The 12469-nt window shown below is 62.0% G+C and carries 13 protein-coding genes; 9 read left to right on the top strand and 4 right to left on the bottom strand.

Features of this window, described 5'->3' with window-relative positions:
• The first annotated feature begins 61 nt into the window (after positions 1 to 61).
• Positions 62 to 688 (top strand): TetR/AcrR family transcriptional regulator, encoded by a 627-nt coding sequence (locus CIW50_RS17510; protein WP_149532473.1) that lies wholly within the window; start codon positions 62 to 64, stop codon positions 686 to 688.
• Positions 689 to 708: 20 nt separating this feature from the next.
• Here CIW50_RS17510 and CIW50_RS17505 read toward each other — a convergent pair whose 3' ends face one another.
• Positions 709 to 1257 carry a cupin domain-containing protein gene (locus CIW50_RS17505; RefSeq protein ID WP_149532472.1) on the bottom strand — a complete coding sequence of 183 codons (549 nt, stop codon included), beginning with the start codon at positions 1255 to 1257 and terminating at the stop codon, positions 709 to 711.
• Positions 1258 to 1403: 146 nt separating this feature from the next.
• Between CIW50_RS17505 and aptA the strand changes: the two genes are divergently transcribed.
• On the top strand, positions 1404 to 2735 hold the full coding sequence (gene aptA / locus CIW50_RS17500; RefSeq protein WP_246664312.1) for an omega-aminotransferase AptA: 1332 nt from the start codon (positions 1404 to 1406) through the stop codon (positions 2733 to 2735).
• Positions 2736 to 2817: 82 nt separating this feature from the next.
• Here the strand turns inward: aptA and CIW50_RS17495 are convergent, their stop codons facing one another.
• Both CIW50_RS17495 and CIW50_RS17490 read right to left on the bottom strand, forming a co-directional pair.
• Complete coding sequence (locus CIW50_RS17495) at positions 2818 to 3108, bottom strand: hypothetical protein (protein ID WP_149532471.1); 291 nt, start codon at positions 3106 to 3108, stop codon at positions 2818 to 2820.
• A gap of 182 nt (positions 3109 to 3290) precedes the next feature.
• Positions 3291 to 4259, bottom strand: coding sequence for a DMT family transporter (locus CIW50_RS17490; protein ID WP_149532470.1), 969 nt, complete (start codon positions 4257 to 4259; stop codon positions 3291 to 3293).
• Positions 4260 to 4360: 101 nt separating this feature from the next.
• On the opposite strand from CIW50_RS17490, the gene CIW50_RS17485 reads away from it, so the two are divergent.
• On the top strand, positions 4361 to 4846 hold the full coding sequence (locus CIW50_RS17485) for an Lrp/AsnC family transcriptional regulator (RefSeq protein WP_149532469.1): 486 nt from the start codon (positions 4361 to 4363) through the stop codon (positions 4844 to 4846).
• A gap of 804 nt (positions 4847 to 5650) precedes the next feature.
• Positions 5651 to 6631 carry a Bug family tripartite tricarboxylate transporter substrate binding protein gene (locus CIW50_RS17480; RefSeq protein WP_149532468.1) on the top strand — a complete coding sequence of 327 codons (981 nt, stop codon included), beginning with the start codon at positions 5651 to 5653 and terminating at the stop codon, positions 6629 to 6631.
• A gap of 74 nt (positions 6632 to 6705) precedes the next feature.
• On the opposite strand, the gene CIW50_RS17475 is transcribed toward CIW50_RS17480, so the two are convergent.
• Positions 6706 to 7689 carry a zinc-binding metallopeptidase family protein gene (locus tag CIW50_RS17475; RefSeq protein WP_149532467.1) on the bottom strand — a complete coding sequence of 328 codons (984 nt, stop codon included), beginning with the start codon at positions 7687 to 7689 and terminating at the stop codon, positions 6706 to 6708.
• Positions 7690 to 7869: 180 nt separating this feature from the next.
• Here CIW50_RS17475 and blaBJP point away from each other — a divergent pair, with 180 nt between their 5' ends.
• The 5 genes from blaBJP to yghU all read left to right on the top strand — a co-directional run bounded on the left by blaBJP (position 7870) and on the right by yghU (position 12415).
• A complete protein-coding gene (gene blaBJP, locus CIW50_RS17470) occupies positions 7870 to 8757 on the top strand; it encodes a BJP family subclass B3 metallo-beta-lactamase (RefSeq protein WP_149532466.1) in 888 nt (295 codons plus the stop codon).
• 95 nt (positions 8758 to 8852) lie between these two features.
• A complete protein-coding gene (locus CIW50_RS17465; protein ID WP_149532465.1) occupies positions 8853 to 9257 on the top strand; it encodes a GFA family protein in 405 nt (134 codons plus the stop codon).
• 49 nt (positions 9258 to 9306) lie between these two features.
• The gene (locus tag CIW50_RS17460; protein WP_246664311.1) at positions 9307 to 9876 is read left to right on the top strand and encodes a hypothetical protein; all 570 of its coding nucleotides are present in this window, start codon (positions 9307 to 9309) and stop codon (positions 9874 to 9876) included.
• Between the two features lie 62 nt (positions 9877 to 9938).
• Entirely contained in the window at positions 9939 to 11339 is a 1401-nt protein-coding gene (locus tag CIW50_RS17455) for a TAXI family TRAP transporter solute-binding subunit (protein WP_149532464.1), read from the top strand.
• Between the two features lie 203 nt (positions 11340 to 11542).
• Positions 11543 to 12415 carry a glutathione-dependent disulfide-bond oxidoreductase gene (yghU, locus tag CIW50_RS17450; RefSeq protein ID WP_149532463.1) on the top strand — a complete coding sequence of 291 codons (873 nt, stop codon included), beginning with the start codon at positions 11543 to 11545 and terminating at the stop codon, positions 12413 to 12415.
• Positions 12416 to 12469 lie beyond the last annotated feature (54 nt).

Raw genomic sequence — 12469 nt, 5'->3', positions numbered from 1 at the left:
CTATTATTGACTGACTCAAAAGTCAATAGTACCCCTGCAAAGGATCGGATATCCTTCTTCGATGAATCCAGAGCTGAAGAAACGCGCCCGACGCAAAGCCGAACGACCGGCCGAGATCCTCGACGCGGCCTTCGAGGAATTCGCCAGGAACGGCTATGCCGCAACCCGGCTGGAAGACGTCGCCGCCCGCGCGTCCGTCACCAAGGGCACGATCTATTTCTATTTCGAAACCAAGGAGCGCGTGTTCGACGAGATGATCCGATACAAGTCCCAGGCGTTCTTTCCCGAACTGGAAAGCTATGCCGCGACGCTGGACGGATCGTACAACGCACGCCTGCGCGCACTCATGGTCTTCGTGTATCGCAAGATTGCCGAGGACAGACCTTTCCGCGAAACACTCCGCTTCCTGATCGCCGATGGCTGCCGCTTCCCCGATCTTGTCGACCGGCATTATGACGAGTTCATGCGGCCGGTCATCGACCAGTTCCGAATGGTGATCGAAGGGGGCGTCGCGGCTGGCCAATTCCGCCCGTCGCAGGCAAGCACATTCACCGAAATCGTGATGAGCCCGGCACTGCTGTTGACCGTGTGGTCGCTGTTGTTTGGAACGCGAAAGCAGATCGACGTCGCGGTCTTCACCGATGCCAGTATCGACCTGCTCATGAGAGGGATCGATACCTCCCATTAGCCCCGGCGCGGTTTAGATCCTCAGAACGTCGGCGGCGTACAGGCGCTGATCACTTCGCAAGGTTTCGCACCGACGCAGCGGAAGCGATGCGGACGACGGCTTTCGAAATAATAGGCATCGCCGGGATCGAGGATGCGTCGCTCCTCGTCGACGGTCACCTCCAGCCGGCCTGACACTACGATGCCGCCCTCCTCGCCGTCATGCACCAGCGGCACCCGCCCGGTGTCGCTGCCCGGCTCGTAGCGCTCCTTCAGGATCTGCAGACTGCGGCCGAACAGATTGTCGCCGACCTGGCGATAGGAGATCGGCTTCTTGCCGATCTCGGTCAACTCATCCGAGCGATAGAACGCCTTGCGCGGCCGGTCCGGTTCGATGGCAAAGAATTCGGCGAGGCCCATCGGAATGCCGTCCAGAATCCTCTTGAGCGCGCCGACCGACGGATTCATCTGGTTGGACTCGATCAGCGAGATCGTCGAATTGGTCACGCCCGCGCGCTTGGCCAGTTCACGCTGCGACAACTTGTGACGTCCGCGAACGAAACGCAGCCGTTCGCCCAGATCGATACTCACGTGAAGTCCTGTTGCGAGTGTTTCGTATCCGGCAAATATGCCCTGCCCTACGCAATGAAATCAACGAGTTAATCAGACCAAGAAAAGGACTTGTTGCAATGTTACGAACATGATCCAGATGCTGAATCAGCCAATGGAGCCATGCCGTGACCGTTCATCAGATTCCGAACACGTTGCAACTCGAGTCGTTCTGGATGCCGTTCACGGCCAACCGGCAATTCAAGGCGGCGCCGCGCATGTTCGCCTCCGCGCAGGGCATGTATTACACCACCGAAGACGGCCGCAAGGTGATCGACGGATCGGCTGGCCTGTGGTGCACCAATGCCGGCCACGGCCGTCGCGAGATCGCAAGCGCCGTCGAGAAGCAGCTGACGACGCTCGACTTCGCCCCGGCGTTCCAGATGGGCCATCCGCTGGCCTTCGAATTCGCCAATCGCCTCGCCGAGATCGCCCCCGCCGGCCTCGATCGCATCTTCTTCACCAATTCCGGCTCGGAGTCGGGCGACACCGCGCTGAAGATCGCGCTGGCCTATCATCGCGCCAACGGCCAGGCCTCGCGCACGCGCCTGATCGGTAGGGAGCGCGGCTATCACGGCGTCGGCTTCGGCGGCACCTCGGTCGGCGGCATGGTCAATAACCGCCGCGCCTTCACGTCAGCCCAGCTGCCCGGCACCGACCACATCCGCCACACCCACGATCTCGCACGCAACGCGTTCTCGAAGGACCTCCCGGAGCACGGCGCCGAACTGGCTGATGACGTCGAGCGGCTGGTCGCGCTGCATGGTGCCGACACCATTGCCGCCGTCATCGTCGAGCCGGTGCCCGGTTCGACCGGCGTGCTGCCGCCGCCGAAGAATTATCTGCAGCGCCTGCGTGAACTCTGCACCAAGCACGGCATCCTGCTGATCTTCGACGAAGTCATCACCGGCTTCGGCCGCCTCGGCACGCCGTTCGCCGCCAATTATTTCGGCGTGACCCCGGACCTGATGACCACCGCGAAAGGCATCACCAACGGTACCGTGCCCTGCGGCGCCGTGTTCGCCAGCCGCACGATCTACGACGGACTGATGACCGGGCCGGAAAGCCAGATCGAGCTGTTCCACGGCTACACCTATTCAGCGCATCCGGTCGCCTGCGCCGCGGGCATCGCAACGCTGGACATCTACAAGAACGAAGGCCTGCTGACGCGCGGCGCTTCGCTGTCCGATTACTGGCGTGATGCCCTGCACGCGCTCAAGGGCCTACCCAATGTCATCGACATCCGCAATTGCGGCCTGATGGGTGCTGTCGAACTCGCGCCCCGCAAGGACGCACCGGCTGCGCGCGGCTATGACGTGATGGTCGACTGCTTCAACCGCGGCCTCTATCTGCGCCAGAGCGGCGATGCCTTCGCGATGTCGCCACCGCTGATCGTCGAGAAAAGCCACATCGACGACATCGTCTCGATCCTGAGCGACGCCATCAAGCGCGTCGCCTGAGCCGACACGCCGTCTGATCCATGATGGCCCGGATGAAGCGCCTGCTTCATCCGGGCCATTGTTTTGTGGGATCGGATTTCAATCAGCTCTCGCCGCGGCGAACCCGCCCGCACATCAACGCTACATGATCCCGTCTGGCAGCCGGTGTCGTCACGGTGGTGTCGTTCGAAACCGGGCTGGTCGTCCGTACGAATCCGCCGAGCGACGCCATCAGCGGCGGCGCGACGAAACGCGACGTCACCGCGACATTCACCATCGCCGGCACGTTAACGCGGGGATGGCTGACAATCGCATCCACGATCAGGCCGAGCGCGGCCAATCCAAGTGTTCGCTTACGAGATCTGATCGACGTCTTGCGGAATTGCATCGGCATCACGGGCTCATGGGCTTGAGGATGCGCACGCACCGCAGCAGGAGCGCGCCGACGGGTCTACGTCGCGAGCCGTTTTAGCTGTCAACTGTGACCATTTGGTCTGATGCCGCGAACAACAAAGCTCGCAACCGATCACGTCGCGAAGAGTCGCCCGATAATTCTCATCACATTTCCACGACGGGTTAACGCCCCGAGATTGACGCCGCCGCCATTGCCCGCTTTGGAGCACGGTGCGCAGCGATACACGACAAGACGCTGAGCACCACCAGCGCGAAGGCTGCGATTTCGAGCGGCGCCGGCATGCGCTGTTCCCACACAAAGCCGTAGATCAGCGCAAACAGGGTTTCGAACAGGATCATCTGCCCGACCAGCGTCAGCGGCAGCAACCGGCTCATGCGATTCCACAGCGCGTTGCCGAGGATGGATGCGAGCACGGCGACGCCGATCGACACCGCTGCAAACTGCGCCCAGGCCAGCCCGCTATGCGTTGCCGTGTCCATGGCGAGCGCCGCCGGAATGAGGATCAGGCTCTGCGCCCCCGTCACCACCCCTGTCAGAAGATTCCATTCATGAGCGGAGATATTGTCGAGCCGGGCCAGCGCCCGGCTGTTGCCGATCGCGAAACTCGTCCAGGAGATCAGCGCACCGATCGCACAGAGAAGGCCGATGACTTGCTCGCGGAGAGAACCTGACGATGGCATCGCCAGGGCCTGCCATCCAATACAGATCACGCCGGCCGAGCACAGCATCAACGATGGCATCAGCCGGCTCAGCGGAACGGCGCCGCTGTCCCTGCTCCCGACAATCGTCACCGCAACGGGAAGAAAGCCAATGACGAGCGACGTCATCGCAATGCCGCCCATCTGCACGGCGCTGATCAAAAGAACGTAATAAACCGTGTTCCCCGCAAGCGAGAGCCAGGCCAGAGCAAGCCACTCGCGTTGTCCAAGCCTCACGAGTAGCGACTGCCAGCGCGAGGCAATCAAGGCCGCGGAAATCACCCCGTAAACGAAGTAACGCGCCCCTGCCAATTGGAGCGGGCTGAATGCGTGGGCCAGTTCGGGCGCCAGAAACACCAGCCCCCACAAGGCGCCGGCGCAGGCGCCAAACAGAATACCGATCGATGTCGAATTGGCCGGAGAGCCGCTCATGTGACGATGCCGACTGAAAATTGCGTCAGCCCGAGGAATATCATCGCCGCAGCGATTAAGGCGCCCTTGATTGCGGCCCGAAATGCAACAAATACTCGCGCATGGATACAAAACCGCATGTACCCCGCGCACTCGATCCGTTCGATCGGGCAATCCTTCGCATCATTCAGCGTGACAACAAGACGCCCCAGCGCGCCATCGCCGAGGCCGTCAATTTGTCGGCCGCGGCGGTGCAGCGGCGGATCGCCGCGATGGAGCTGGCCGGCGTCATCGCGTCCAACGTCGCCATCGTCGATCCCGCTGCGGTGTCACTGACGATCACGTCCATTGTGGAGGTGTTTCTGCGCGACGAGCGATCCGCGACGGTCGATGCCACAAAGGCTCTGTTCCAGAACGCCCACGAAGTTCAGCAATGTTACTACGTCACGGGTGGAACGAGTTTCGTGCTGATCGTCGTCACCAGAGATATGCGGACCTACGAGGCCGTGACCCGTCGTTTGTTGTCGGAGAATGATTTCGTCAAGAGCTTCCGGACCCTGGTCGCACTCGACCGCGTCAAGACCGAGACCACGGTCGTCATCGAGTGATGAATGGCCCAGGATGGTTTTCGCGCCCTCGCGCACCGCGGCGGCAACCTGACATTATTCCTTGACACACTTTCAATCCAGTATATATTCCCTTTATCCCGTCCCACTTTGAGGGGCGTTGCCAGGGACGCTTGTTAGCGCGGGGCGGGATGTGGCGCCTGCGGGCGGGAGGAAGACGTTTCCTCACGCACTCGGGAGGTCTTGGGTCGCCGTCCGGGCTCACTATGGAGCTCTGCCGCTCAAGCGCGGCTGGACGTGGCACTGGCGAACGGCGGGAAACCGTCGGGATGACGAACCTGCGGGTTCGTGCCTTTGCCCGGAAGAACGGTCCCGGGGACAGAAATCGCCACGATGGAGCGTCGAAAGGCGTTTCCGCGGCCTCTGATGTCCGGCGATCCGGACACCACGCTGCGGCACTGTACCCAAGTCGCGCCTTTCGGCGCTTCATCTCCCTCATTCTTGAGGGAGGCCACCGGGACCGCCACTCACGCGCACAGGCGCGGGCGCCGATGGCGCGTGGCCACCTCACCTGCTCACAGCGATCAACAACGTCATGACGGGAGGATCGCATGCATCCGCGTCTCACGTCGATAAATTCCATGCTGCGGCAGCAGACTTTAGCGGCCTTTCGTCTACTTCCCCCGTTAACGTGCGATGCGATAACCTGCATGCGGGACTCTGCAAACACGACATCCGTCGCGGCGCAGAACGGGCAGACAACAAGAACAACGGTCAGCGATCCGAGGCAGGCGCTACGGCGCTCCCGCCGCCTTGGAACGCACCGGCAGTCGAGGAAATGAAATAATGAAGAGCTTCATCCGCGCCGCGAGCATGATCGCCGTGATGGCCGCCTGCGCCGGCAGCGCCGGAATGGCACAAGCGCAGAGCTGGCCGAACCGGCCGATCCGCATGGTCGTGCCCTATACGCCGGGCGGCTACACCGATCTGATGGCCCGCCTCGTCTCGGAGAAGATGGCGATCGCACTGGGCCAGCCAATCGTGATCGAGAACAAGCCCGGCGCCAATGCTGCGATCGGCACCGACGCCGTCGCCAAGGCAGCCCCCGACGGCTACACCTTCGGCACGGTGATCGCGGCGCATTCGGTGAACCCGACGCTCAATCCGAAGCTGCCCTATGATGCGATGAAGGACTTCACCTACGTGTCGCTGACCTCGGTCGCGCCACTGATCCTGATCGCGACGCCATCCCTGCCCGCCAAGGACATGAAGGAGTTCATCGCGCTCGCCAAGGCGAAGCCCGGCTCGCTGAACTTCGCCTCGTCAGGCATTGGCTCGGCAGCGCATCTGACCATGGAAATGCTGAAGAGCCGCGAAGGCATCAATCTGCAGCATATTCCCTACAAGGGCACGTCCGGCGCGCTGCAGGATACGGTTGGAGGCCAGATCAATGTGATGTTCGACGTCATCGGTCCGCTGATGTCGCAGGTGAAGTCCGGCAATGCCAAGGCGCTCGCTGTGGCCGCCAAGGCGCGCGTACCGGCGGCCGGCGACGTGCCGACCATGGCGGAGGCCGGCGTGCCGGATTTCGTCTCCGGCACCTGGTCCGGCATTATCGCGCCTGCGGGTACGCCGAAGGAGATCGTCGACCGGGTCTCGCTCGAAGCGAAGAAGGCCCTCACCGATCCTGACCTGAAGAAGAAGCTCGACGATCAGGGCATCGTCCCCATGGGCACCACCCCGGATGAATTCCGCGCCTTCGTCACCGACGAGATCGCGCGCTGGAAGAAGGTGATCACGGACGCCGGAATCAAGATGGAGCAGTAAGAACATAGCTCATCACTCCGCGGCGCGCAGGTCTGCGAAGCAGATCGGCGCGCCCCCGAATGACAGAGCCGCCCTCACCCTTCGCTGCGCGTTTTCAGAATCGCCAGATGCACGAAATGCAGTTTTCCCCTCACCGCCTGCGTCAGGTGAAACGGATAGGCATCGCTCATGCCCATCGAGCGGTTGAGTTCGTTCATGCTGTAGGACACGGCATCCCACAGCGACAACAGCGCTTCGAAGTCACGTTCGAGATAGGGATCGTCCAGCGTATGGCGCGAGCGTTCGTCCAGTGACAGTGGCAGCGATGACGCCGTGTCCAGCGTCGAGACGATGTGCAGGAAATGCGCGAAGGTCTCGGCCCAGTCTTCCCACGGATGTGAGGTCGCATATTCGCTGATAAAGGCATCGCTATTCCACGAGCGATCGACGCGATTGTGATAGGCCGCGAGTGCCTCGTTATAGTCGCGCGTTTCGTCGTCGAAGATCAGACGGAACGGACCGATAAGCTGCGACTGATCGACCAGCGCTTCCCAGTAGAAATGCCCGACCTCATGACGAAAATGCCCGAGAAGCGTGCGATATGGCTCGCGGAACGCGGCGCGGCGCGCCTCGCGCTCGGCATCGTCCGCTTCCGAGAGATTCATCGTGATCAGCCCCGACAAATGCCCGGTCATGATCGGATGTCCGGCGGTCTCGTCCGAGAGAATGTCAAACGCGATATGCGCGCCGCTCGAAACAGCAAGGGGCAGCCTCAGCCGCGTCAGATCGTAGGTCAGACGCCGCTTGGCCTGTTCAACCCGCTTCCAGAGCGCGACATTGCGATCGGATACCAGATTGGGGATCGTCCGCGTCAGGCGGCAGGAGGGACAGAACGGATCGCTCTCATCCGTGGCCCAGTTGCACGCGATCAGATTGCGATTGGCGCAGGACATTGCTGACGCGGCGCTGACGATATTGGACCGGGCGGTGTCGAAGATCAGCGCCTCGCCGCATTGCACGCAATCGCTTTGCTCGAAGAAAACGCGCGTCTGGCAGTTGGGGCAGATCAGTTGTTTCATGGATGAAGTCTAACCCGAAATGGCCGGGATGGTTCAACGGCGCGCGCAACATTCGCCGCCCGGCCGTGCCTGTTATGCGTGATCCCGGCATGCAGCAATGGAGCTTGAGCTCACCGCCCAAATCGCGCTTCAATCCCGGCGTTCAAAAGAACCAATAAAAATCAAACTAGGGAGGCCATCATGAAGACACTCGCAGGAGCCATCTGCGCTCTGGCGCTGTTCGCAAGCGGCGCGCAAGCGCAGACTGTGAAGGATTTTCTGGCGCAAGTCATGGTCAAGTGGACCGCACCGTTTGAGCCGTTTCAATTGATCGACAACATCTATTACGTCGGCACCGACGGCATCGCGGTCTATATCATCAAGACGTCCGACGGCCTGATCCTGATGGACACCGGCGTCCCGCAATCGACCGGGATGATAAAGGACCACATCGCAAAGCTTGGCTTCAAGGTTAGCGACATCAAGATCATCCTCAACAGCCACGCGCATTTCGATCACACCGGCGGCTTCGCCGAGATCAAGAAGGAGACCGGTGCGCAGCTGATCGCCGGCGCACGCGATAAGCCTTTGCTCGAGAGCGGCACCTATCCGGGCGACGAAAAGAACACCGATATCGGCTTCCCGTCGGTCGAGGTCGATCGCACCGTCACCGAAGGCGACAAGGTCACGCTCGGCAGCACCACACTGACGGCGCATGCGACGCCCGGCCACTCGCCGGGCTGCACGAGCTGGGAAATGACCGTGAAGGACGGCAGCGAGAACCGTGAGGTCCTGTTCTTCTGCAGCGGCACCGTGGCGCTGAACCGGCTGGTCGGCAATCCAACCCATGCCGGCATCGTCGACGATTATCGGTCGACCTATGCCAAGGTTAAAGCGATGAAGATCGACGTGCTGCTTGGACCGCATCCGGAAGTATATGCCATGCAGGCCAAGCGCGCGGCGATGAAGGACGGCGCGCCGAACCCTTTCGTCAAACCCGGCGAGCTCGCGACTTACGCAGCAACGCTCGAACAGGATTTCGACAAGCAGCTCGCCAGGCAAACGGCGGCGTTGCAGAACGGCAAATAACGACTGGCGCCGCGGCGAGCGATTTGTCGCAAGCCGCGGCGGTTGTCGGCGATTGCGGTCGGCTGGTAGTTTTGCGCATCATATGAGGTGTACCCATGGAACTCGCTTGCCCCTGCAACGCTGTCAAACTCCGGATCAGCGCCGACCCCATTGCTCATTTCTGGTGCCACTGCACCGACTGCCAGACCGTCCACGGTGCGGCCTATGTGGCCGAGGCCGTCTATCCGGCTGACGGTGTCGAAGTCGTTCAGGGCGACACGACGTCGTTCGCACTGAAGACGACCCCGCGCCTCAGCTGCGCAAAGTGTGCCACGCGGCTGATCATCGAACTCGACGGGATCGGCATGCGCAGCATCAACGGCTATCTGCTCGGAGACGCGTTCAAGCCGAGCCTGCATATCAATTGCAGCGAAGCGATCGCTCCGGTCCGCGACGGCCTGCCGCATTACGCCGCCATGCCGGCAGCATTCGGCGGCGACGACCGGACAGTGGACTGGTGAGACTTCGACAGGCAGCTCGCCAAGCAGATGGCGGCGCTGAAAAAGGCGAATGAGCGGCGCGCCAAAAACGGAGACCGGATGGCACTGCGCCCTCCGCTCGCCGCTTATGGCGCCGTCGCAAAAGCATGATCTATATCAACGCGGCGCGGCGATCAGTCAGACAAGATGCTTCATTGCTGTTGTCGAACCTGAAAAGGACCCGCGCATGCCGAGCCACTTCCACGCCGTCGTCTGGATTGATCATCTGGAAGCCCGCATCTTTCACGTCGGGCTGACGGGTAATAGCGAGATCATACTGCACGCCCATCCGTCGACGCGACACATTCATCACAGAGCCAATACCATTGGCAGCGGGCATGCCGCGCCGGACCGGGATTTTTTTGCACAGGTCATGGCCGCCGTCAGCGATGCCGGCGAAATCCTGATCATGGGCCCCTCCACTGCCAAACTGGAGCTCGCCACCTTCATCCGAACGCAGGATCCTCAGATCGCCGCACGCATCGTCGCCGTGGAAGCCTCCGACCACCCGAGCGATGGCGAAATCATCGCCTGTGCCAAACGGCACTTTGGTATCATGCCCGCGCGCGACGGCAACGTGCACCGCTGCAGCGCCGTTTAATTCCGACTGCACCGATCGCGGTATGCGGCTCGGTGTGCCTCGTCAGATAGCGGCAGCAGCCCATGGTCAGCACCGACAAGAGGAACGGATTACTCGCCGCGGAGCCTCGCCGCCGCAAACGCAAGAATACGCTGCTTCTGGTCGTCGGCACTGTGCTGCTACTGTTCAGCATCGCAGCCGGCACCATGTATCTGGTGACGCGACCGATCACGCTGCGAATCGCGGTCGGGCCGCCGGACAGCGATGATCGCGGCTTGATCCAGGCGCTGGTTGCATCGTTTGCCCACGATCGCGCTCCGGTTCAACTTTCGCTGATCGTCACTCCCACCGCGCTTGATGCCATCGCGTTGCTCGCAGCCTCCAACGCCGACATCGCCGTGGCCCGTGCGGATATAGCATTGCCGCGCGATGCGCGGTCCCTGGCGGTGCTGCGCAAGAACGTCGTGGTGCTATGGGCGCCATCCGGCGTCGCACATAAGGGCGGCACCAAGCCGAGACCGAAGATCAGGGCCATCGGCGATCTCGCCGGCCGCCATCTCGGACTGATCGGGCGCAGCGAGGACAATATCAAACTGCTGAATGTCATCCTTGCGGAATCCGGCGTCGCCGTGGATAAGGTCAAGGTCTCGCAGTTCGGCATCGATCAGATCGCGCAGATGGCACATGATCCCGCGCTGGATGCGTTCATGACGGTCGGTGCACGCGACAGCAGGATCACCTCCGAGGCCATTACGCTCAGCGCGTCGGCCCGCGGTGAGCCAGTATTCCTGCCGGTCGACGCCTCCGACGCAATCGTGCAGCGCCACCCGCTGTACGGGTCCGAGACGATTCCGCAGAGCAGCTTCGGCGCATCACCCGCACGGCCGGCCGACGAGGTTGAAACCGTCAGCGTCAATCACCTGATCATCGCGAGAAGCACGCTATCCGACGCCGCCGCCAGCGCGTTCACTCAACATCTGCTGGCGGCGCGACAAGGTCTGACGAGGGACAATCGCGATACCTCGAAGATCGAGAAGCCGGATACCGACAAGGATGCCGCTATCCCGGCGCATCCGGGCGCAGCGGCGTTCGTCGACGGCACCGAGCGCACATTCCTTGAGAAATACAGCGATTATTTCTGGGGCGGCCTTCTGCTGCTCTCGGTGCTCGGCTCGGCCGCGGCCTGGCTAGGCCACTATCTGAAACGAGATGAGAAAGATCTCAATACGCTGCATCGCGACCGCCTTCTTAGCGCCATCGCCACCGTGCGCAACGCCGGCTCCATCGGTGACCTGATCACGATGCAAAGCGATGTCGATGCCATCCTGCGTGAAACGCTCGACTGCTACGACGACGGCGCCATCGACGAAGGCGACCTGATGGCGTTCGATCTGGTGCTGACGCAATTCCATCAGGCCATCGTCGATCGGCGCGCCGAATTGAGCGCGGCAATCGCCGACCCGCCCCGGCTGCGTATGCTCTGAGTCGCAGTGCATCGATGCCTCGCCCGAAAGCAACGGTCTGCGGTGACGCCATGATCGACTGCGCTTTCCGGGCGCCGGACGGCAAATACGAAGCCGGCGAGCGCCCCGTCGCCTTGCACGAATGCGGCCTTGCATGCAGATGCATTCAACCCTACCTGTCCCCGACAACCATGAACCCTGCCCCTTTCCGGAGCCAGCCTGACATGACCGACGCCCCCTACACGCCTCCCAAAGTCTGGACCTGGAACAAGCCCAATGGCGGGCAGTTCGCCTCAACCAACCGCCCCATCGCCGGCCCCACCCATGACAAGGAGCTGCCGAGCGGCAAGCATCCGCTGCAGCTCTATTCGCTGGCAACGCCGAATGGCCAGAAGGTCACGATCATGCTGGAAGAGCTCCTCGCGGCCGGCCACAAGGGAGCCGAATACGACGCCTGGCTGATCCGCATCGACGGCAACCAGTTCGGCTCCGGCTTCGTCGAGGTCAATCCGAATTCCAAGATTCCGGCCTTGATGGATCGCAGCGGCGACAAGCCGATCCGCGTCTTCGAGTCCGGCGCAATCCTGCTGCATCTCGCCGAGAAGTTCGGCGCGTTTATTCCCGGGGATGCTGCGGGACGCGCAGAATGCCTGTCCTGGCTGTTCTGGCAGATGGGCAGCGCGCCCTATCTCGGCGGCGGCTTCGGGCACTTCTATGCCTACGCGCCGACCAAGATCGAATATGCCATCGACCGCTTTGCGATGGAGGTGAAGCGGCAGATGGATGTGCTCGATCGCCGCCTCGCCGAGAGCGAGTATCTCGCCGGCTCCGAACTCACCATCGCCGATATCGCCGTGTTCCCATGGTATGGCGGCCTCGCACAAGGCCTTCTCTATGGCGACAGCGCGACATTCCTCGATGTCGCAAGCTACAAGAACGTCCAGCGCTGGACCAATGCGATCGCGGCACGCCCGGCTGTGAAGCGTGGTCGCATGGTCAATCGTGCCTTCGGCGATCCCGCGTCCCAGTTGCGCGAGCGCCACGATGCCAGCGACTTCGAGACGAAGACACAGGACAAGCTCGAAGCGACGAGCTGAGACCACGGCTCGCGTTGATGTCGCTTCGGCCCGGAATCGAAAAGCCCCGCGCGA

This window comes from Tardiphaga sp. P9-11, from assembly GCF_008329525.1.
Taxonomy (GTDB): Bacteria; Pseudomonadota; Alphaproteobacteria; order Rhizobiales; family Xanthobacteraceae; genus Tardiphaga.
This window is presented reverse-complemented; position numbering and strand designations above follow the sequence as displayed.